18 protein-coding genes, 10 tRNA genes and 1 pseudogene are annotated in these 20,487 nt (G+C 41.0%); 3 read left to right on the top strand and 26 right to left on the bottom strand.

Annotated features, from left to right (window positions below):
- The first annotated feature begins 4 nt into the window (after nt 1–4).
- On the top strand, nt 5–658 hold the full coding sequence (locus tag NMM26_RS06025) for an SHOCT domain-containing protein (protein WP_254754011.1): 654 nt from the start codon (nt 5–7) through the stop codon (nt 656–658).
- A 122-nt stretch (nt 659–780) separates the two neighbouring features.
- On the top strand, nt 781–2,226 hold the full coding sequence (locus tag NMM26_RS06030) for a recombinase family protein (protein ID WP_254754012.1): 1,446 nt from the start codon (nt 781–783) through the stop codon (nt 2,224–2,226).
- Between the two features lie 17 nt (nt 2,227–2,243).
- On the opposite strand, the pseudogene NMM26_RS06035 reads toward NMM26_RS06030, so the two are convergent.
- The 8 genes and pseudogenes from NMM26_RS06035 to tgt form a co-directional block, all read right to left on the bottom strand.
- Nucleotides 2,244–2,306, bottom strand: a pseudogene (locus NMM26_RS06035) (competence protein ComGC); the annotation flags it as partial.
- A gap of 1 nt (nt 2,307) precedes the next feature.
- On the bottom strand, nt 2,308–3,324 hold the full coding sequence (gene comGB / locus NMM26_RS06040) for a competence type IV pilus assembly protein ComGB (protein ID WP_080566633.1): 1,017 nt from the start codon (nt 3,322–3,324) through the stop codon (nt 2,308–2,310).
- Entirely contained in the window at nt 3,272–4,213 is a 942-nt protein-coding gene (gene comGA / locus NMM26_RS06045; protein ID WP_000249560.1) for a competence type IV pilus ATPase ComGA, read from the bottom strand. The genes comGB and comGA overlap by 53 nt, the downstream gene beginning before the upstream one ends.
- 76 nt (nt 4,214–4,289) lie before the next feature.
- On the bottom strand, nt 4,290–4,655 hold the full coding sequence (locus NMM26_RS06050; protein WP_000286406.1) for a DUF1033 family protein: 366 nt from the start codon (nt 4,653–4,655) through the stop codon (nt 4,290–4,292).
- Between the two features lie 151 nt (nt 4,656–4,806).
- Complete coding sequence (locus NMM26_RS06055) at nt 4,807–5,865, bottom strand: zinc-dependent alcohol dehydrogenase family protein (RefSeq protein ID WP_000649459.1); 1,059 nt, start codon at nt 5,863–5,865, stop codon at nt 4,807–4,809.
- Nucleotides 5,866–6,027: 162 nt separating this feature from the next.
- Nucleotides 6,028–7,179: an N-acetylglucosamine-6-phosphate deacetylase gene (gene nagA / locus NMM26_RS06060; protein WP_001134549.1), complete on the bottom strand. Its 1,152-nt coding sequence runs from the start codon at nt 7,177–7,179 to the stop codon at nt 6,028–6,030.
- A gap of 151 nt (nt 7,180–7,330) precedes the next feature.
- Nucleotides 7,331–9,148 (bottom strand): acyltransferase family protein, encoded by a 1,818-nt coding sequence (locus tag NMM26_RS06065; protein WP_001220870.1) that lies wholly within the window; start codon nt 9,146–9,148, stop codon nt 7,331–7,333.
- Nucleotides 9,149–9,247: 99 nt separating this feature from the next.
- Nucleotides 9,248–10,390 carry a tRNA guanosine(34) transglycosylase Tgt gene (gene tgt / locus NMM26_RS06070; RefSeq protein ID WP_001285237.1) on the bottom strand — a complete coding sequence of 381 codons (1,143 nt, stop codon included), beginning with the start codon at nt 10,388–10,390 and terminating at the stop codon, nt 9,248–9,250.
- A 116-nt stretch (nt 10,391–10,506) separates the two neighbouring features.
- Here tgt and NMM26_RS06075 point away from each other — a divergent pair, with 116 nt between their 5' ends.
- Nucleotides 10,507–11,364, top strand: a complete 858-nt coding sequence (locus NMM26_RS06075; RefSeq protein ID WP_000876899.1) for a DUF975 family protein — start codon at nt 10,507–10,509, stop codon at nt 11,362–11,364.
- Nucleotides 11,365–11,389: 25 nt separating this feature from the next.
- On the opposite strand, the gene pcp is transcribed toward NMM26_RS06075, so the two are convergent.
- The 18 genes from pcp to NMM26_RS06165 all read right to left on the bottom strand — a co-directional run bounded on the left by pcp (nt 11,390) and on the right by NMM26_RS06165 (nt 20,483).
- Nucleotides 11,390–12,034 (bottom strand): pyroglutamyl-peptidase I, encoded by a 645-nt coding sequence (gene pcp / locus NMM26_RS06080; RefSeq protein WP_000866929.1) that lies wholly within the window; start codon nt 12,032–12,034, stop codon nt 11,390–11,392.
- Between the two features lie 113 nt (nt 12,035–12,147).
- A complete protein-coding gene (locus tag NMM26_RS06085) occupies nt 12,148–12,510 on the bottom strand; it encodes a DUF1304 domain-containing protein (RefSeq protein ID WP_000022852.1) in 363 nt (120 codons plus the stop codon).
- 10 nt (nt 12,511–12,520) lie between these two features.
- A complete protein-coding gene (locus NMM26_RS06090) occupies nt 12,521–12,946 on the bottom strand; it encodes a MarR family winged helix-turn-helix transcriptional regulator (RefSeq protein ID WP_000890083.1) in 426 nt (141 codons plus the stop codon).
- A gap of 316 nt (nt 12,947–13,262) precedes the next feature.
- Nucleotides 13,263–14,465 carry a LysM domain-containing protein gene (locus tag NMM26_RS06095; protein WP_254754013.1) on the bottom strand — a complete coding sequence of 401 codons (1,203 nt, stop codon included), beginning with the start codon at nt 14,463–14,465 and terminating at the stop codon, nt 13,263–13,265.
- 162 nt (nt 14,466–14,627) lie between these two features.
- Nucleotides 14,628–15,251 (bottom strand): HAD family hydrolase, encoded by a 624-nt coding sequence (locus tag NMM26_RS06100; RefSeq protein WP_001172841.1) that lies wholly within the window; start codon nt 15,249–15,251, stop codon nt 14,628–14,630.
- Nucleotides 15,252–15,254: 3 nt separating this feature from the next.
- Nucleotides 15,255–16,535, bottom strand: coding sequence for an MATE family efflux transporter (locus NMM26_RS06105; protein ID WP_254754014.1), 1,281 nt, complete (start codon nt 16,533–16,535; stop codon nt 15,255–15,257).
- A 60-nt stretch (nt 16,536–16,595) separates the two neighbouring features.
- Complete coding sequence (gene thrC / locus NMM26_RS06110; protein ID WP_254754015.1) at nt 16,596–18,080, bottom strand: threonine synthase; 1,485 nt, start codon at nt 18,078–18,080, stop codon at nt 16,596–16,598.
- A gap of 75 nt (nt 18,081–18,155) precedes the next feature.
- Complete coding sequence (locus NMM26_RS06115; RefSeq protein ID WP_254754016.1) at nt 18,156–19,433, bottom strand: gamma-glutamylcysteine synthetase; 1,278 nt, start codon at nt 19,431–19,433, stop codon at nt 18,156–18,158.
- Between the two features lie 107 nt (nt 19,434–19,540).
- Nucleotides 19,541–19,624 (bottom strand) — tRNA-Leu (locus tag NMM26_RS06120).
- 9 nt (nt 19,625–19,633) lie between these two features.
- Nucleotides 19,634–19,705: transfer RNA gene (locus tag NMM26_RS06125), tRNA-Gln, on the bottom strand.
- Nucleotides 19,706–19,718: 13 nt separating this feature from the next.
- Nucleotides 19,719–19,791: transfer RNA gene (locus NMM26_RS06130), tRNA-His, on the bottom strand.
- Nucleotides 19,792–19,805: 14 nt separating this feature from the next.
- Nucleotides 19,806–19,876 (bottom strand) — tRNA-Trp (locus tag NMM26_RS06135).
- Nucleotides 19,877–19,880: 4 nt separating this feature from the next.
- A tRNA-Tyr gene (locus NMM26_RS06140) sits at nt 19,881–19,961 on the bottom strand.
- 12 nt (nt 19,962–19,973) lie between these two features.
- A tRNA-Phe gene (locus NMM26_RS06145) sits at nt 19,974–20,046 on the bottom strand.
- Nucleotides 20,047–20,049: 3 nt separating this feature from the next.
- A tRNA-Met gene (locus tag NMM26_RS06150) sits at nt 20,050–20,123 on the bottom strand.
- A 9-nt stretch (nt 20,124–20,132) separates the two neighbouring features.
- Nucleotides 20,133–20,222 (bottom strand) — tRNA-Ser (locus NMM26_RS06155).
- An 82-nt stretch (nt 20,223–20,304) separates the two neighbouring features.
- Nucleotides 20,305–20,378: transfer RNA gene (locus NMM26_RS06160), tRNA-Ile, on the bottom strand.
- 34 nt (nt 20,379–20,412) lie between these two features.
- A tRNA-Gly gene (locus NMM26_RS06165) sits at nt 20,413–20,483 on the bottom strand.
- Nucleotides 20,484–20,487 lie beyond the last annotated feature (4 nt).

Below are 20,487 nucleotides of genomic sequence, written 5' to 3' on the forward strand. Positions count from 1 at the left end.
GATAATGGGAATTTTTGATAGTGCAGAAATGAAAGAGGCTAAACGCCAATACAAGGAAGAAATGAAACAATTAGCTGAGGCTATGAAACCTACAGGCAAGATTTTCATGTGTGCCAAGTGGGATGATAACTTAAGAGTCATCTCTCTTGGTTCAATGGGATTGGGTACCATTGTTAAGTACGACACAATAAAAGACATACAGGTCTTTGAGTCCGTCAAAGAGGTTACTTCTACAAAATCAAAGGGTAAAGAAAAGCGTAAGGGCGTTATGACTAGAGCAGCCGTGGGTACTATCCTCATGCCAGGAGTTGGAACTTTGGCGGGTGCGTTGACAGCTAAGAAACAATCCACAGGGGAGAATGAGGCTGTAACTAGTCAACAAGTAACTAGAACTATTGTACTGACTAGAGATGACCCTTTCAAAACAGTTCTAAACGTGCCTTACAATGCTGAGCTAGAGGTTAAGTTACTTAGTATCCTAGCTGAAAACCTCAGTCAAACAGTACCAGTTGAACAAGTTGCAGAGGCTCCACAAATTGAGCAAACCATATCAAGTATATCTGTTGCTGATGAGCTAATGAAACTAAAAGAACTACTAGACGCTGGTGTTCTGACACAGGAAGAATTTACAGCACAGAAACAACGACTTTTACAATAAAAACAAAAAAAGCCCCACGCTCAGAAGTTTGGCGACCGAGAGCGTGAGGCTGTAGGCAAGAAAAAAGCATTAAAAAGCTCTTTTTCTTGTACCCATTTTATCAAAAAAGAGGTACAAATTCAATGATAACTACAAATAAAGTCGCAATCTATGTTAGGGTGTCGACCACATCTCAGGCAGAAGAGGGCTACTCGATAGATGAACAAAAAGCTAAACTCTCTAGCTATTGCGACATCAAAGACTGGAATGTATATAAAGTATATACTGATGGAGGTTTCTCAGGATCCAATACTGACAGACCAGCGCTAGAAAGTCTTATCAAAGACGCAAAAAAAAGAAAATTTGACACAGTTCTAGTCTATAAGCTGGACCGTCTTAGCCGTAGTCAAAAAGACACGCTTTACTTGATTGAAGATATTTTCATAAAGAATAATATAGCCTTTCTGAGCTTGCAGGAAAATTTTGACACCTCTACTCCCTTTGGTAAGGCTATGATTGGACTCTTGAGTGTCTTTGCCCAGCTAGAAAGAGAGCAAATCAAGGAGCGTATGCAACTTGGTAAAATAGGACGGGCCAAGGCTGGAAAATCCATGATGTGGGCTAAAACATCCTATGGATACGACTACCACAGAGAGACTGGAACCATTACTATCAATCCAGCTCAGGCTCTGACTGTTAAATTTATATTTGAGAGTTATCTGAGAGGGAGATCCATTACTAAACTGAGAGATGATCTGAATGAGAAATACCCAAAGCATGTGCCTTGGAGTTATCGGGCGGTCAGGACCATACTAGATAACCCTGTCTATTGTGGTTTCAATCAGTATAAGGGAGAAATTTATCCAGGTAATCATGAGCCGATTATTTCAAAAGAGGAATACGATAAGACTCAATCTGAGTTAAAAATCAGACAAAGGACAGCAGCAGAGAATGTCAATCCTAGACCATTCCAAGCTAAGTATATTCTATCCGGTATCGCCCAATGTGGATATTGTGGCGCTCCTTTAAAAATTATGTTAGGCGTAAAGAGGAAAGATGGGAGCAGGTTAAAAAAATATGAATGCCATCAAAGGCACCCACGAACGCTGAGAGGCGTTACTACCTACAACGACAATAAAAAGTGTGACTCAGGATTTTACTACAAAGACAAGCTAGAGGCCTATGTGCTAGAAGAAATAAGTAAACTACAAGATGACGCTGATTACCTAGACAAAATATTTTCAGGAGACAATGCTGAGGCCATAGACCGCGAGAGCTACAAGAGACAAATAGAGGAGCTATCAAAGAAACTAAGCAGACTCAACGATCTATACATAGATGACCGCATTACCCTTGAAGAATTACAGAGCAAGTCAGCCGAATTTATAAGCATGAGGGCTACTCTTGAGACTGAACTGGAAAACGATCCAGCACTCAGGAAGAACAAAAGAAAGGCTGATATGAGGAATCTGCTAAACGCTGAAAAAGTGTTTTCAATGGATTATGAGAAACAGAAGGTACTTGTTAGAGGGCTTATAAACAAGGTTCAGGTAACAGCTGAGGACATTGTTATCAAGTGGAAAATATAGATAATTTTAGTAACCTACATTTCCACAAGCGTGAAAGCCTTCACTTTCGCTTTTTTCAAGAATGTCATCATTTTTTTCATGTTAAAAATTTACCTCCATATTTTGATACATGGGCATGAGCATTGCCGCATAAAGTAAAACGATAATAAGGGCCACAAAGATAAAAACTAATGGCTGCACCAAATTCATGGTGCGATTGACTCGGGTAAAAAAGGCTTCCCAAGTTTTTTCAGCATAGATTTCCAACTCACTCCCCAGCTTGGACTTGACTTCCCCATACTCGATGATGAGACTCAATTCCTTCCTAAAGAAAGGATAGGTTCCTATCGTCTGAGAAAATTCGCGACCATTTTGCAGAGCTTGAGCCAGATCTTGACCGATTTCTTTAAAGAGCTGGGAACCTTGTTCCTGCATGATCTGAAAAATCTGCGTCAGCTCCATTCCCTGTGAAATCATATTCCCCCATTCACGCGCATAATAGGCTGTCAAATAGGTCTGTACAAAGATTCCAAGAAAAGGAAGGCGTGCTAAGATAGAAAAGACGCGCATCTTAGAACTTCTTTTATAGAAAGTTACTGCTAAAAGTGCAAATACAGAAACAAACCCTACCATGCCCAGAAAGATTTGTGGCAAATTACCGATGATTTGGGTGGCAATATTGCTACTGTCCAGTTGGGGTAGTAGGTAGTTGCGTAGTCCCAGCATAATTAAGAGAAGAAATCCCAGCAAAATCAAGGGATAGGTCGCTACTTCAATTAACTTTTTCTTGACCTTGGCCAGATTATCTAGATATTCTTCTATCTTTCCCAAACTCAGGTGAAGATTCCCATGAACCTCAGCTAGGGATAGCTGAGTGACAATGGCACTTGAAAACCCCAAACTTTCCATCATTTCTGAGAATGATTTCCCTTGAGACAAGCCCGTGCGCATCTGGGTCACACACTGCTTGTCTAACAAAGCACTCCTATCTAAAAAGGAGATAGTCTCCACCAGATGAAAACCGCTGGAAAAGAGATTGTTAAACAAGGTAATGATATTTTTTTGCTTAGCTGTAGCTAATTTTTTCTGTTTCAGCCTGAAGACTTGTGATATGTCCATCTTTAATAAGCTGGTCAATCTGTTCATTCCAGCTAGTTGGCTGGTGTTCTTGATAGTCTTTGTTTGCAAAGTCAACGATTCCTCCTCCCCCGATTAATCTCTGGTAGCAGACTCCTTGCAGAACGACTGTCAATTCCTCCTCACTCACACCCAACTCCAGCAAGCGTTCATAAACACCTCGGATACTCTTGGCATGAATGGTTGAAAAGACCGTCGCCCCTGTCAAACTGGCTCTGACCACTGCACGCGCCGTCTCGCTGTCTCGAATTTCTCCGATAATCAAGAGATCTGGTCGATGACGTAAGGAAAGTTTGATGAGATTTTCATAGGTCAACCCGATTGCCTCATTCAACTGCAATTGGAGCATGTCGTCCTGCTTGATTTCAACAGGATCTTCGATGGACATGACCTGCTGTCCTTTAAAGAGGGACTTGGCCAATTCGTGCATCAGTGTTGTCTTACCACTGCCGACTGGACCTGCAAAAAGATAGAGACCACGTTGCCTGTACTGCTTACCTAATTCTTCAATGTCCTGAAACCAAAAATGCAAGTCCTGCTCCTCATCATGCAACAAGCGAATCACCAAACTCTCATGCCCTCGATAATCGCCTACGGTAGATAGACGTAGAGATGCCATCTTCTGGTCATATTCATAATCACAGGAACCAAGTTGACTACGTCTCTTCTCCCCAACATTCATACCCGCTACAAACTTAAAGTGACTGATAACGGCCGCAAATTTTTCAAAATCATAAGAACCGATTTTACAGCGCTTGTCTCCGACCCTCATATGAAGCTCATAGGCGTCTAACTTGGGGACAAAATAAATGTCTTGCGCTCCTTTTTTTCGAGCCGAACGAATGATTTCTTGTGCAATTTCTTGAACCATACTTACCTCCTCAACTATACTATTCGCAAAGAGTTGGAAAAATAAAAAAAGCAACTCCAAAAAAGTTACTTTTTCTCTAATTTAATTTCATACGGCAAGAACGGTGCCTTTCCTTACCTGTTTGTTTTTCATAGCCTGGGCGTAATTTTTCATCTGGAATAACCTGCTCGTCCTGCAAAAGAGCCAAAGAATGGTATTGTTGTAAATACTCGTCACATTCATCACACCAACGTTGGTCTTCTGGATCCCAGAAAATGGTCATCAAGTCACTTCTACTTTTATAAAGAGGGGATTCTTGTTCCAATCTAAACCAGCAAGTTTTGTAGTATTTGAGAGCATCATAATACTGATCAAATTTCTTACTAGCTACAATATCTTCTTCCCAACCTTCTAAGAACCACCAAGGTTCAAAATCTCCATACATTTCTATAACACGATACATATTCATTCATTTCCTTTGTATCGTATATTATAACTAATTCCATTAAACAAGGAAAGAAATATGCTCATTTCTTAATTTTTTGATAAAAAATCCAGCCATCTGATGAATGACTGAATTTCTATTTGCTTGTGTTCCAAAATGTTTTTACTACTTAAGCTTCTGAAATATCGTTTTCGATGATGACCTTAATTGCATGGTGGTCTGCTGCTTTACTGAAAACTTCATAGGCTTTTTCAATTTCACTTAGTTTGAAATAGTGAGTTACCAATTTTTCTGGTTCAATCTTATGACTTTCAAGTGCTTTCAACAATTGTGGAGTTGTATTTGTAGATACCAAACCAGTTGTTACATTGATGTTGCGAATCCAAAGTTTATCCAAGTCGAATTCAACTGGTTTACCATGTACACCACAGTTAGCAACCGTTCCGTCTACACCGATAATCTTTTGACAAAAATCAAATGTTGCAGGAATACCAACAGCTTCGATAGCAACATCCACACCACGACCATCTGTCAAATCATAAATTTCTTTAATGGCTTTTTCAGGGTCTGAAGAATTAATCTTGTGAGTCGCACCAAATGATACAGCAGTTTCCAAGCGGTTATCGTCTAAGTCTACCATAATCAATTTAGCTGGTGAATAGAATTGAGCTGTCAAAAGAGCAGCCAATCCAACTGGACCTGAACCAATAATGGCCACACTACAACCAGGTTCTACCTTCCCTTTCAAGACACCAATTTCATACCCAGTAGGCAAAATGTCTGATAGCATAACCAAGGCTTCATCTGACAAGTCTTCTGGAGTGTGGTAAAGAGTGTTATCTGCATGAGGAACACGTAAATATTCAGCCTGCATACCATCAATCAAGTGACCGAAAATCCATCCCCCTTCGTCTTCACAGTGGGCATAAATTCCTTTTTTACAGTAGTAGCATTTACCACAGGCACAGACACAAGAAATCAAGACCTTATCGCCTTTTTTGAAGTTCGAAACTCCTTCCCCAACTTCTTCAACTATCCCAATCCCTTCGTGACCAAGAATGGTACCACTTTGGCAAGCAGGAACATCCCCTTTGATAATATGGAGGTCTGTTCCACAAATAGTGGTTTTTACGATACGCACAATAGCGTCTGTTGGCTTGCGAATCACTGGTTTGTCTACATCAACAAAAGAAGCAAGTCCTGGTTTAACATAAGTATAGGCTTTCATAAAGCATTCCTCCGTTTTTTTATTTGTACTATTTATAATATAATTGTAAGCCTTTTCGTTTGTTTCTTCAAGTTTTTTTGTGATTTTTTTAACTTTTTTATTTACCGGTAAAGCAATATAGATAAAAAAGCAGAAGCTAGTCACTAACTTCTGCTTTCTCTCTTATGCTTGATAACGTTTCACACCATCTAGATAGGTTGCTACCAATTCCAAATCTTTATCTAATACGATAAAGTCTGCGTCGTAGCCTTCACGGATTTGACCACAGACATCATCAATGTGAACAGATTTAGCTGGGTTAAGGCTAGCCATCATGACCGCTTCGTGTGGATTTGCAATACCCCACTCGACTACATTTCTCATACCATCTTTAAGTTTGAGGATAGAACCTGCCAAATTACCAGTAGATTTGAGACGTGCAGTTCCATTTGCTACTACAACAGGGAATTCTCCCAACATATAGTCACCGTCTTCAAGCCCACCAGCTGTCATACAGTCCGTAATAAGAGCGATGTTTTCTGTCCCCTTTTGCTTAAGTAAAATCTCACAAGCTTTTGGATCTACGTGATAACCATCACAAATCAATTCTGCGTAAGTATGTGGGAGCTCATACATAGCTCCTACCATACCGAGTTCGCGGTGTGTTAAACCACGCATCCCATTATAGGCATGTACCCAAACACTAGCTCCAGCATCGACTGCCTTCTTAGCTTGTTCAAATGTCGCATCTGAGTGTCCAAGTGCAACTGTCACACCTTCACCTGTAATAGTACGTACAAAATCTTCCACCCCATCACGTTCTGGTGCAATAGCGATTTTATTTAGCATCCCTTTTGCAGCATCCTGCCAAGAATGAAACTCCTCAACACCCGGGTCTCTCATATAAGTTGGATTTTGTGCCCCCTTAAAAGTTTCTGTGAAATATGGACCTTCATAATAAATTCCACGAATCTTAGCACCTGTTGCTTCTTTATAATGGTTTCCAAGATTTTCAGTGACTGCAAGCAATTGCTCATAAGTGGCTGTTAAAGTTGTGGGCAAGAAACTGGTAACACCGGTACTAAGAAGTCCTTCACTCATAGTATGCAATGTACCTTCAATGTTGTTGTCCATCACATCTACACCTGCATATCCATGAATATGAGTATCCACAAGACCTGGTGCAATGCTATAACCAGTATAGTCAAGAACCTCTGCTCCTTCAGGAATTTGATCCACATGTTTCCCAAATTTGCCATCAACAAGTTCTAAGTACCCACCGCGACGAATGCCAAATGGATAGAAAAACTGATCCGCTTTAACGTAATTAGGCATAATAATGACCTCCTTAAAAGATTACTTTTGATATTTATTATGTCAATTACATTATAAACCTTTCTGATTCATTTGTAAATGGTATAGACCTGTTTTCTAGATATATTTTAAAAGAGCTGGATTTCTCCAACTCTTCTCTTTTTAATACAAGTTATTTTGATTTGACTGGCTTGTCTTGAGCTGTTTGCAAGGCTGCAGCAATGGTATCTGCATACAATTTAGCTCCTGCTTCAATTTTACTATTGTCACTTCCAAAATGGACTTGGTCTGTCCCAGTCCAAATTTCTGGATGTTCCTTAGCAGCTTGATTCCAATCTGCTATCGTGATGTAAGGAGTCTTCTCTGCTAATTCTCTCATATAGGCAGCCGCCTTCTCAACGATTGCGTAAGTCTCTTTTGTCTTATCCCCCTCATAAGGAGTCACCAAAACCATATGGTGCCCCTTAGGAAGATTTTTCACGATACTATCCCAATCTTCCTTGTAATTTTCAGGATTATTTACCCCTGTTGCAATAACCACCATCTTTGGTAGAAATTTATTCTGGCTATTGTTGAGCATGATTTCATTGGCGGTCTTGGTTGTTCTGCTGACCTGCGCATTAATCTGTGCTCCAGGAAGGGCTGTCTGCAAAGCTGTATTAGCTCTTAGTGCTACCGAATCACCAATTAACATAGTGCCATCAGCAATTCCCAAACTATCAGCTTCTGCTCGTTCTGCCATCAACTTTGTCTGACCAATATTTGTTTCAGCTTGCTTCAAGCCATTGACAGTCAAGTCTGTCTCAAAGGCTCCCACTTGTGGTGCCATCAAAGTCACTAAAAAGACAATGAAGGCCAAGATTCCTGTACTTGCAGCAAGAATTGTGTGAATATGAGGCAGGGGACGAAGAGTTTGTAGAATAGGTGTATCCTTTCCTGCAATCCAAGGTTCCAACACATAAAATGATAGGCTGGCAAAGCCATAAGAAAAAATCAAAGTCAGTAACACAGCAAAAAGATTTGATGTCAACTGTGAAAAAATAATGTAGAAAGGCCAATGGAAGAGATAAACCGCATAACTAGTATCTGCTAAAAAACTAACAATCTTTGGCTCCTGCATATTAGGAGTCTTTTCATGTAAGACACGCGCTGCCAGAATCATGGCAAGGGCAGCAAGACTGGCAAGCAAGAAGCCCATAAGATAGGCAAAAAGATAGGTAAATTTGACAAAGAAGGTCAAAATGAGTAAGAAGCCAAAACCTCCTGCAAAAACCAACAAGGTCTTTCGTAAATCCCAGATTTTATCCAACTGCTTGACGAGAGAAGTCGTCTGACGAACTCCTACAACAGTTGCTAACACACTTCCCAAAAAGAAGGGATAGACATGGGTTAAACTGGAGAAGTAAACAGAGGAATAAGAGGTTACTAGAAAACTACCAATAAACATGGAGAAGAAGCTAATCAAGAAGGCAGCAGCAGACAAGAGAAAAACCATTCCTCTCAACTGACCATTTGATTTAGCCTGTTTGGATAAGAACCAAACTGCCAAGCCCCAAAGAATATAGTAGTGAACCTCAACAGCCAAGCTCCAATTATGAACAAACAAATGAGGAATGAACTGAGATTCATAGCTCCCTCCTGTTAGGAGTTCATAGAAGTTGGTCATAAAGCCTAAGACACCCGCAATCTGACCCCCAATTCCAGCCACATAATCTTGGCGAACTAGAAAGGTAAAGGGCATGGTTACCAAGACCATCAAAACCACAGGTGGCACAATCCGATAAAAACGTCTTCTAAAAAATCCAATCAAGTCAATCTCGTGATTCTTAGAAAATTCTTCGATGAGTAAAGCCGTAATCAGGAAACCTGAAAATGTGAAAAAGACATCTACCCCGAAAAATCCTCCAGGAAAGATGGTCTGAAAGAAGTGATACAAGAGTACCAAAAGTAAACCTGTAATCCTAATCAAGGAAAACCATTTAATGCGCATACGAGTTTATTCTTCCTTTCATTGTACACTTTATTCTATCAAAAAAAGAAGAAAAATCCCAAGAGAAAACTTAGGATTTTGGCTTATATCAATTCCATTTTAGAAATTACGGCCTGATTTATTATAGCCATATTTTTCAACAAAATACTCACGAAATTCCAAAAGATTATCATCCATGATGGCTTGTCGCACTTGCTTCATCAGGTTAAGCAAGAAGTAAAGATTATGGTAGCTAGTCAAGCGGATACCGAAGGTTTCATCGGCTTTGAGGAGGTGGCGAAGGTAGGCGCGTGTGTAGTTCTTACATGTGTAGCAATCACATTCAGGATCCAGTGGCGTAAAGTCCTCAGCAAACTGAGCATTTTTTACAACCAAACGTCCTTGACTGGTCATACAGGTACCGTTACGAGCGATACGAGTCGGCAAGACACAGTCAAACATATCCACCCCACGAATCACCCCATCGATCAAGCTATCTGGCGCTCCCACACCCATCAAATAGCGAGGTTTGTTTTCAGGTAGCAGTTGGGTTGTAAAGTCCAAGACGGCATTCATCTCTTCGTGTGTTTCTCCAACTGCTAGTCCACCGATAGAGTAGCCTGGGAAATCCATGCTGACAAGGTCATGAGCCGACTGGCGACGCAGGTCTTCAAATCCTGCCCCTTGCACAATCCCAAACAATCCTTGGTCATGCGGACGACGGTGAGCCTTCAAACCGCGCTCAGCCCAACGGCTGGTACGCTCGATGGATTTCTTAACGTAGTCATAAGGTTGATAAAACTGAGGACATTCGTCAAAGGACATCATGATGTCTGAGCCCAGATTGTTCTGAATAGAGATAGCTTTCTCCGGAGACAAGAACATCTTAGAACCATTGAGATGGTTTTTAAAGGTTACGCCTTCTTCTGTGATATTACGGCTATCTGCTAGAGAATAAACCTGGAAACCACCACTATCTGTCAAAATTGGTTGGTCCCAATTCATGAACTTGTGGAGACCACCTGCGCGTGCGATAAGTTCATCTCCAGGACGAAGCCAGAGATGATAGGTGTTCGACAGAATAATTCCCGAACCCATCTCCTTCAATTCTTCAGGTGACTGAGTTTTGACAGTGGCTTGTGTACCAACTGGCATAAACATAGGTGTCGGAAAGGTACCGTGGGGAGTGATGATTTCTCCCAGACGAGCTCCCGTGTGTTTTTCTTTCTTAATCAAACGATATTTGATTGGTGAATCTGACATTTTTTACCTCCGAAGCTGGGAAAGACAGTCCCAGTTCATACTTTGTGCCCAAGGGCATACTGTATGATTTTATCAAAAAAAGCTGGAACTGTCACGAACTATGGTATAATGAGAGAATGAAATACCCAAAAATTGATTTAAAAGCCATTCGTCTGCAGGCTAGGCAATTTCAAGCTGAAAATCCCCGCCTCTTTCTCGTCTATCTCTTACCGAGCATGCTGGTCATCTTGTCTGGCTTCCTCAATCCCTTAGAGCGCATCAACGAGTCTATTTTAGAGCAAACCTTTTTAAGCGTGTTTGGTCATGTATTCCAAGCCTACCTCTTTCCACTATTGGTCTCCTTTATCGGGACGATACTTCTAACCAACTCAGTTTATACAACGCTGAAACTCATCAAGAATCCAGATACAGAACTATCCGTCAAAAATAGTCTTACTCTCTTTAACGAAGAACACTTTTCACAAACCTTTTTGACTCTTCTTCTCAAACGTTTCTACCTCTTCTTATGGAGCATTCCTAGTTTACTTGGGATTTACTTCCTCTTTTACAGTAGCTTTCTAGCAAAGAAATTCGTTGCCATCCATCCTGAGTTTCCCAATCTGGATCTCACGTCAGTTGAAACTGAGCACTTCCTCATGACCTTTGGTCTTTACTTTCTAGCAAGTATCCTCTTGATGATTGTCGGAAATAGTCTATATATTCCACAATACTATGCTTATTCACAGGTAGAATTTCTCCTCTGTGACACCCTAGACTTGGGACAGGCCAAACCAGGACAAATCCTTAAAACCAGCCGTTTCCTGATGAAAGGCTACAAATTTCAACGCTTTGTCCTAGACTTACAACTCCTTCCTTGGTACTTCCTCAATTGGATTACCTTTGGAATTGCTAGTTTCTCACTCCTACCCTATATTCAAATCAATAAAATAATTTTCTACAGAGCAGTACTGGCTCGAAAACGTCCAAAAGCTTGAAGGTGACCCCTCAAGCTTTTTTCTATCAATGAGTTTCTCCGCCCACCAACCTGAGATCCTGATCTCCATGTTCTATAATGGCGCCGATTGCCGCTTCTAGCCCTCGCCTAATATCCACTAAACTCATAGCTGGAGTGGTAGGCCGATTCACCACCTGTTCCATCATATAAGGAATATGCATAAAACCTGCCTTAACATGTGGAAATTTTTTTTCTACCAAATAGAGGGCCTGATACATCAAATGATTGCAGACAAAAGTCCCTGCCGTATTGGAAACAGAGGCCGGTAATCCCTCTTTTTTTATAGCTTGGACCATCGCTTTAATCGGCAAACTACTAAAGTAGGCCGAAGCACCATCTGGGCGAATGGGAAGGTCAATCGGTTTATTACCTTCGTTATCAGGAATGCGTGCATCATCTTGGTTAATGGCCACTCGTTCAGGTGTCAAACTAGTTCTTCCACCAGCTTGGCCAATACAAAGGACAAAGTCAGGTTGATAACTACTCATCTCTTCTTCCAATACTTGAGCCGATTTGTGAAAGACTGTTGGCACTTCTAGCCAGCGGATCTCCGCACCATGGATTTCAGCTGGTAAACCTTTAACAGCCTCCAAAGCTGGATTGACCTTTTCCCCTCCAAAGGGCTCAAAACCTGTCACTAATACTTTCATTTCTATCTCCTTACAAATGATTTCATGAAACACTTTTCTTAAAGACAAGTATAACATATTTCCCTTATTCTGGAGTGAAAAGGATTAGCGATACTAGGATTGACATTTTGAGTTTATTTAAAAAGTAAAATGCTAATCAAGGTCAAAATAGCTGGTCCACCTTGCTTCAAAATAATTTTCTTATCTGCTGTTAGAGAGCCATAGGCCGCAGCCCCAATCACAAATAAGACAAAAATAGTCACAATTTCTAAATTCTGTGAGAAATAAATCCCATACAGGAGAAAGACTCCTAGCAAAGCATTATAAATCCCTTGATTTTTAAACAATGAACTTACTGACGGACGAGCCAGTTCTTCCTTGTCCATGTTAAAGACACGACTAGTCGCATCTGATTGCGTTGCAATACTTTCCAAATAAAAAATGTAAAAATGCTCCAAAGCAACAATCGTTGCTAAAATGATTGTAATAATTGACATCTATTTCTCCTTAAATTTCTATATTTTCAATACCCAAAACCAATTTATTTAATAAACGGCTGAGTTCTGTTCTTTCAGACTCTGTTAAGATACTTGCCATCGCTTCTTTAACCTTGATATGCTTCAGAGGAGGATTCACCACTAACTGCTCCTTCGCATACTTCGTAGCCTCTACCAACACTTCCCGTTGATTTTCAGGATTGCGATGACGCTCCACCAAACCTTCCTTTTCCAGAATCTTGAAATGTCGTGTCAAGGCAGCCTGATCAATTTTCAAACGCTCCTGAACTGCCATTTGGTTACAAGGAGAATTCTCCAGCAAAAATAATAAAATCTGATACCTTGTCAAACTAATTCCAAGTCTTTTTTCAAACAATTGCGTACTCGCTTGCTCAGACAAGCGGAGTTGATACAGTAAATCTTGAATTTCTAACATTTCTTTCCCTTTTCTATTGATTTATCAATAATTGACTAATCAATTATAATACAAACTAAAATAGATTGCAAGAATGTTGCTTGGATTATTACAAGATGGAAACTTCCCATTTTCCATTCATATTGATACTCAATGAAAATCAAAGAGCAAACTAGGAAGCTAGCCGCAGGTTGCTCAAAGCACTGTTTTGAGTTTACAGATAAAACTGATGTGGTTTGAAGAGATTTTCAAAGAGTATGATAAAAAAACGAATGAGACTTACTTCCTATCATGAAAGCTATATCTCATTCGTCAAAATGATATTACAAAGTCGGGTTTATCCATTCATTGAAACGTGAACGTGGTCATAGTGGTTTTCTGTTACGCTACCACGGTCTGGCATTGGGTTCCAAGTATTAGCTGGTCCATATTTGCTATCGAATGGAGCATAGAAACGTTGTTTCCAGATAATATAACTAATTCCACGGCTGGCCATGTTTTGAATAGCGTATTCCGCAATCTTGTCCCCTAGTTCTGAGCTTTCTGGTACCATAAAGTCGATAGCCAACCCTTTTCCGTGATCTCCACTGTCTCCTGGACGGTAACCACTAAAGGATGTGATGCCAAACAAGTTAGCAATTTCTTCTTTAAAGGCAGCTGTTTGTGGTTGAAGGCCTGCATTTTCAGATTTTGCTACTGCAAGTCCAGCATAATCAGGCGCAGCTGGAGCTGCGTAAGTTGTTGAAACTGGTTTCGTCTCTTCTGGTTGATAAGTCGAAACTGCTGGTGTAGCTTCTTTTGATGATGCTTCTTTTGCTTCTTCTGAACTTGTTGCAGTTGTTTCGGTTGCTTTTTCTTCTACTGGCGCTGTAGTTGCTTCTACTGCTGATTCAGCTTGAGGACTTGCTTGTGCTTCCTGCTTCTCAGCTTGAGTCGTTGCCTGAGGAGCTGCTTCTGCAACTGCACTACTTGTTTCTGCTGTTTGCTCCTCTGGGACAGAAGTTCCTGTAAATGGTGCCACTTCTTCTGAAGCAGTCCCTGTCTCTGTAACTTCTGAACTTGATGCTACTTTTTTTGTACTTGTAGTCTCTACTTCTTTTGGTGCTTCTGCAATTGGTTGAGAAAGATCTGCAACTTGAACAGTTTGATCATCTACGGTCACTTGATTGGTTGTCAAATCTGCTGTCGCAGTTGTTACTTCTGCACTAGAGTCTGCTTGAGGAGTTTGGATTTCAACTTCCGTTACTTCTTCTGCTTCATTGATAGTCGTTGTCAAAACAGTTTCTGGGAAAATCAAGTCCATATTAGTGATTTTATTCAAATTCGCAAGAACTGTGACATCTACACCCAAGGCTTCTGCAATGGTGCTCAATGTATCACCATACTGTACTGTATAACTTGTTTTGTTGTCCGTTTTAGTCAAATCGTTTTGGATTTGCTCAACACTACGTGCAGTCCAAAGAACTTCTTCTGCTTGAGTTGCCAATACTGGTGCAAATGACAAGGCTACTGTTGAGGCTAATAATATTCTTTTCTTCATTCTTTCAAATTCCTTTCAAATGAGTACCTGTCTATCATAACACAAAAAATGCAGAAAAAAAGCCCTCTTGGGCCTATTTAACAGAACTGTCCATTCCTTGTAACAAACTCGGTTACTTGAAATAGTTTGTTAGGTCTCTGTCACAAAACTGACACAATCTTTTTATCGCTCAACCTCAAAAATATGGTAAATATCTACTAACGCTTGAATCCTGTGATTACCTTCATAAATCGACTCTAAAAAGTTGATACTTTGAATCCCACTATTCTGGGCAAATTCCACATCCAGAGTCCGATCTCCTATATAATAGGTTTTCTCAGGATCCAACTGATACTTGTCTATCAGATAGGTAGCCGCTTCTGGACTGGGTTTACGCGCAAAGCCACTCTGACTGGTTAAAATCTCCATAAAATAGGACTCCAAACCCAAATCTCTGAGAATGGTAAGAGCATTGTCTCCCTTATGAGTGTAAACAAACTGCTGAATTCCTGATTCCTCTGCCCAAGCTAGCACATCACGCGCACCGGGCATCAAAACTACCTGAGCATTCTTCTCAGCCAAACTCCGGGCACGCACCTGATTTAGCACTTCCACATCCAGCTTTCGCTCTTCTGCCACCCGCACAAGCAAATCCTGCACAGAAAACTTGAGGATAAACTCTCTCACCTGCTCCTTATCATAAGGAATAGCAAACTGACCAAAGGTTTCCTCAATCCCTGACAAAATCGCTTCGTAAGAGTCCAATAAAGTCCCGTCTAAATCCCAAATAAAAGCTGTTTTTTGCATTTCCTATCCTTTCAAGCTCATATAACGCTGGTAACGATAGCGTAGAAATATCCAGCGAAAACCATTATCCAAAAGGGTTCCAGCCCAAATACCGGGCAAGCCCCAACCAAGCACAATCCCCATCAGATATCCTGTTCCAATGCGGATACACCACATTCCTATACTTGTCGCATAAAAGGGAAGGCGAGCATTCTCCAAGCCCTGCCAAACAGCCGTATAGATGACTGTTCCAGTAGCCATGGGGGTCCCTAATAGTGAAAAAAGTGTCACTAGCACACTAGCCTCCACCGCTAGAGAATCAGTCGTATAGAGATGAGTTAGTGGTATACCCAGAGCATAGATACTGAAGGTCAAGGGTAGCATGAGGACCAGAGAAAGCCAAAAGGTTTGTTTACTCAAACTAGCGACTCTTTCCCAATCATCTTCTCCAACTGCTCGAGCTACCAGCATGACCGTTGCCGTAGCAACGCCAAAGGCAGGAATGTAGTTAAACTGGGTCAAGACTTCTCCGATTGCATTTCCAGCCACTGCCTCCGTTCCAAAAGAAACGACCAAGGCAATGATCACTACATCTCCAGCCCGCATCATAAGCCGCTCTCCAGCTGCTGGTAAAGCTAAGGTCAGTAAGTCTTTATCAAGTCCAAAAGTCGGTTTCTCAAAAGGTAGCTTTAATTGCGACCATAAAATCACAAGACCAACCAAACGAGACAGAATTGTCCCCCAAGCAACACCAGCTATCCCCATATCTAGAACAAAAATAGCTAGACTTGATAAAAGAATATTCAAGGCATTGGATAAAAGACTAACATAGAGAGGCAGACGTGGATTATGCATTGCACGAATCAAGGCTCCCAAACTCGTCATTAAGCCTAATAGAACAATCGATCCCCCTACCAAAGATAGGTAGAGCCCACCACTCTCAGCTACATCTCTCTCCGTCCCCAAAAATCCTATCATCTCTTTCCCAGCGAAGATGGACAAAAATCCTAAAAGGAAACTTAATAGTAAGGTAATCTTCAAGGACTCAGTCACATGATAGGCTAGCATAGATTGATCCTTCTGCCCCAAACTTTTTGAAATAACACTGGAAATAGCAGCTCCCAGAGCGATGAAAATCGCCTGGTAAATCGTGATAATATTGCCAGCTACTGATACACCCGAAATAGCTATCAAGCCCAAGTGGGCTACCAGATAACTGTCCACCATTCCCATGAGCATCTGCAAAAAGTTTTCGCCCATAGCTGGCAAGGCAATATTAAGAATGTCTTTATTTTTCTTAAACAATCCTTCCTCCTGATGAAAAGAAACTCAGTTGGTTTCCCAACCGAGTTTACTCCCTCTGTCTTAAAGTCCTAGATAAGCCTCAACCGCTACTTGCATGTCTGTTGCTGCAACAGTTGTCTTATGACGAACAGGAGCTGTTTCAAGCCCGTCAACTGCTGGCGGCACTGCCACTCCTGAAATATCATGTAATTGAGCCAAAGCTTCAAAGTCGCCAAGCCCTGATTTTCCAGTTACAGCTTCTACTGCAACCACTGGGAACTTGTATGGACTCGCTGTTGAAGCAATCACTGTCTTAGTCACATCGCCAGTAGCCGCTTGGTATTTCTTATAAACTGCCGAGGCAACCGCCGTATGTGGATCCTCGATATAAGAATCTGCCTCATAAACACGCTTGATTTCTGCTGCCGTTTCTTCCTCAGTCGCATATTCAGCTGCAAAGAGATTAAGAATCTCTGCATCAAAGTCTGTCAACTCATATTGTCCTTGCTTGTTCAAGGCATTCATAAGTTCAGCTGTTTTAACCGCATCATTACCCAAAAGGTGGAAAATGAGACGCTCCAAGTTTGAAGATACCAAGATATCCATAGATGGGCTAGTTGTTACCTTAAACTCACGTTTCTTATCGTAAACACGTGTCTTGAAGAAGTCTGTCAAAACATTGTTATCATTTGAAGCACAGATCAATTTACCAACTGGTAAGCCGATTTGTTTGGCATAAAAAGCAGCCAAGATATTTCCAAAGTTTCCTGTTGGTACGGTAAAGTTGATCTGTTCACCAGCCACAATCTCACCAGTCTTAACTAACTGAGCATAGGCATAAACATAATAAACAATCTGTGGCACCAAACGACCAATATTCATAGAGTTTGCAGATGAAAATTGCAACTTGTTAGCCGCTAATCTTTCACGAAGAACTACGTCGTTAAACATGTGCTTCACATTTGTTTGCGCATCGTCAAAGTTACCATCAATAGCGATAACATGAGTATTGTCGCCAGTCTGAGTGGTCATTTGCAACTCTTGTACCTTGCTGACACCATCCTTTGGATAAAAGACGATAATCTCAGTACCAGGTACATCTGCAAATCCTGCCATAGCAGCTTTCCCAGTATCACCAGATGTCGCTGTCAAGATGACAATCTTGTTCTCCAAACCATGTTTCTTAGCAGCTGTTGTCATAAAGTATGGCAAAATAGACAAGGCCATATCCTTAAAGGCAATTGTTGAACCATGGAAAAGTTCCAAGTTATATTGTCCGTCTAATTTCACTAATGGCGCGATAGCAGGAGTATCAAATTTGCTATCGTAGGCATTGTTGATACAGTAATCCAACTCCTCAGCTGTAAAGTCATCTAAAAATGCCGACAAAACTAACTTAGCAACTTCCTGATAAGAAGCATCTTTCAATTTGTCAAAGTCCAAATCTACCTTTGGATAAGTAAGCGGTGTAAACAAACCACCGTCCGTCGCCAAACCTTGCAAAATAGCTTGACTAGCAGTTACTGTATTGTTGGCATCACGCGTTGATTGATAAACTAATGTCATTACTCTCTGTCCTTTATCTATAGTCTCATCCATTATATCATGATTTTTCAGAAAATTCTCCTTTTGTAAGAGAAATTATAGGCCCAATTCTTCTTTCAAAGCCTGTAAGTAGGTCATTTCTTGCTTATTTCTCATCTCCAGTCCTTCCTCAGCTAGAAGGAGTAAGTCTTTGGAAAATTCAATAATCGCAGTTTTTTCCTCAGCTATAAGATTTTTTTTAGAAAATTGCCGTCTTAAAAACTTGTAATCACGACCAAATTCTTTAAAGAAAGGTACTGTTTCTAAGTAAGCTTCTAACTTATCTAAATTAACCAACAATCCTAAGTGAAAAGCTGCTGAAGCGAAGGTTCTATCTAGAGGTTGAGTACACACACTACGAAACTCAACTGTTCCGCGAGTCGTTAAGTCTTGGTACTGATAACTACGATGGGTTTCAAAATCCTTCTCTTGAGGATAAATAATAATCTCATCCCCATTAAGCGCATATGCTTGGATTTCAGGTGTAGCCAAATAGTCCCTAGCCTGAATCGGATAAAAATAATAGGTTTGTCCATCACGTTCCGCAGTAAAAATTGAAGAATGATCTAGATAATCAAAAAAATCATCCTCATCTTTAAATAGCCTAGCATTGACACCGACGTTCTCTGGATAGATACCATGCATCGAGTCTTCCCAGAAAATGTCCCTTGAAATTTTCGTATCCCAATCTGCTCCCGAAAACTCAGAGTTTGGAAATAAATAAGCCTTAACAGCTTCAATTTGGGTAAAAGCATTAATCACCCGTAAGTAGTTAGACTTTGAAACATCCAACTGTACCTGACTCCCACAGATAAAAGCACCATATTCAGGAAAATGATGTAAGTCTGATTCATTCACATTCCTACTCAAATTCAAATAGTCCATCAACATGCGATACCGAGGGAAAGCCACTGGACAATTCTCATTTTTATCCCAGTTGGGATGAATACCACAGCCAACAATAGCATGATTTGATTCAGCTAACTTTGTCTGGATTGCTGCCATATAAATACTAAAACGTTCTTCAACCTCTTGTATCGTTTCAGCCTTACCAAATGCAAACTCAATCGTAGTATAGGAAACTTCAAATAAAATAACATCCTGACTTGCTGGCTCCACTAACTGAATAGGAGTCCCAAAATCATCAACCTTTTCTACAGTTAAATCAAAAGAAGAAACTAAATATCGGAATAAGTACTTGATAACTTCAACATCTGTAGCATCCCCTTTCAAGTTTACAACAGGATATTCCAGCTCAATCCCGACAAATAATCCAGGATTTTTTTTAATATTTTTCAAATACCGATGTTTTAATAAATCGATAGAACGAGACATACTTCCCTACACTTTCATAATCTGAATAAAATTTGAATAACTATTATTATACCAAAAATAATATAAAAAAGGAACGAAGATTTACAACGTTCCTTAACTCTATACTATACCGGCGGCCGGGGTCGAACCGGCACGTCCTTGCGGACACTGGATTTTGAGTCCAGCGCGTCTGCCAATTCCGCCACGCCGGCAAATAGTAACTGGGGTAGCTGGATTCGAACCAACGCATGAGGGAGTCAAAGTCCCTTGCCTTACCGCTTGGCTATACCCCAATAATATAAAATAGGCGAGTGATGGGGATCGAACCCACGCATGCCAGAGCCACAATCTGGTGTGTTAACCACTTCACCACACCCGCCATAATTCTATTAACACGGGCAGTAGGAATTGAACCCACACTGAAGGTTTTGGAGACCTTAGTTCTACCTTTAAACTATGCCCGTAAAATGGAAGGGGAGGGATTCGAACCCCCGAACCCGAAGGAGCGGATTTACAGTCCGCCGCGTTTAGCCTCTTCGCTACCCTTCCAAAATATATAAATGGCGCGAGACGGAATCGAACCGCCGACACATGGAGCTTCAATCCATTGCTCTACCAACTGAGCTACCGAGCCTTATTGCGGGAGCAGGATTTGAACCTACGACCTTCGGGTTATGAGCCCGACGAGCTACCGAGCTGCTCCATCCCGCGTTAATAAAAAGGAGGATGTGGGATTCGAACCCACGCACGCTTTTACACGCCTGACGGTTTTCAAGACCGTTCCCTTCAGCCGGACTTGGGTAATCCTCCAAAATAGTTTATACGGGAATAAACCCGTGTCCTCTTAGCAAAAAGATAATATTTCAATCCTCTAGTAATGGACTAAACACTATGGGCACGAGTGGACTCGAACCACCGACCTCACGCTTATCAGGCGTGCGCTCTAACCACCTGAGCTACGCGCCCAAGTCAAAAACTTGGTACAAAGAACAAAGTTCAAAGCGGGTGACGAGAATCGAACTCGCGACAACAGCTTGGAAGGCTGTAGTTTTACCACTAAACTACACCCGCTAAA

Source organism: Streptococcus sp. CF7_Ac1-8 (genome assembly GCF_024295435.1).
GTDB lineage: Bacteria > Bacillota > Bacilli > Lactobacillales > Streptococcaceae > Streptococcus > Streptococcus mitis_AP.

What these genes read in the sequence shown, in the direction of transcription:
- tgt (WP_001285237.1), bottom strand. Translation starts at nt 10,390, where the DNA reads ATGTCAGATTCACCAATCAAATATCGTTTGATTAAGAAAGAAAAACAC.
- NMM26_RS06090 (WP_000890083.1), bottom strand. Translation starts at nt 12,946, where the DNA reads ATGTTAGAAATTCAAGATTTACTGTATCAACTCCGCTTGTCTGAGCAA.
- NMM26_RS06100 (WP_001172841.1), bottom strand. Translation starts at nt 15,251, where the DNA reads ATGCAAAAAACAGCTTTTATTTGGGATTTAGACGGGACTTTATTGGAC.
- NMM26_RS06055 (WP_000649459.1), bottom strand. Translation starts at nt 5,865, where the DNA reads ATGAAAGCCTATACTTATGTTAAACCAGGACTTGCTTCTTTTGTTGAT.
- NMM26_RS06075 (WP_000876899.1), top strand. Translation starts at nt 10,507, where the DNA reads ATGAAATACCCAAAAATTGATTTAAAAGCCATTCGTCTGCAGGCTAGG.
- comGA (WP_000249560.1), bottom strand. Translation starts at nt 4,213, where the DNA reads ATGGTTCAAGAAATTGCACAAGAAATCATTCGTTCGGCTCGAAAAAAA.
- NMM26_RS06050 (WP_000286406.1), bottom strand. Translation starts at nt 4,655, where the DNA reads ATGTATCGTGTTATAGAAATGTATGGAGATTTTGAACCTTGGTGGTTC.
- NMM26_RS06065 (WP_001220870.1), bottom strand. Translation starts at nt 9,148, where the DNA reads ATGCGCATTAAATGGTTTTCCTTGATTAGGATTACAGGTTTACTTTTG.
- NMM26_RS06030 (WP_254754012.1), top strand. Translation starts at nt 781, where the DNA reads ATGATAACTACAAATAAAGTCGCAATCTATGTTAGGGTGTCGACCACA.
- pcp (WP_000866929.1), bottom strand. Translation starts at nt 12,034, where the DNA reads ATGAAAGTATTAGTGACAGGTTTTGAGCCCTTTGGAGGGGAAAAGGTC.
- thrC (WP_254754015.1), bottom strand. Translation starts at nt 18,080, where the DNA reads ATGACATTAGTTTATCAATCAACGCGTGATGCCAACAATACAGTAACT.
- comGB (WP_080566633.1), bottom strand. Translation starts at nt 3,324, where the DNA reads ATGGACATATCACAAGTCTTCAGGCTGAAACAGAAAAAATTAGCTACA.
- NMM26_RS06025 (WP_254754011.1), top strand. Translation starts at nt 5, where the DNA reads ATGGGAATTTTTGATAGTGCAGAAATGAAAGAGGCTAAACGCCAATAC.
- NMM26_RS06115 (WP_254754016.1), bottom strand. Translation starts at nt 19,433, where the DNA reads ATGTCTCGTTCTATCGATTTATTAAAACATCGGTATTTGAAAAATATT.
- nagA (WP_001134549.1), bottom strand. Translation starts at nt 7,179, where the DNA reads ATGCCTAATTACGTTAAAGCGGATCAGTTTTTCTATCCATTTGGCATT.
- NMM26_RS06085 (WP_000022852.1), bottom strand. Translation starts at nt 12,510, where the DNA reads ATGTCAATTATTACAATCATTTTAGCAACGATTGTTGCTTTGGAGCAT.
- NMM26_RS06095 (WP_254754013.1), bottom strand. Translation starts at nt 14,465, where the DNA reads ATGAAGAAAAGAATATTATTAGCCTCAACAGTAGCCTTGTCATTTGCA.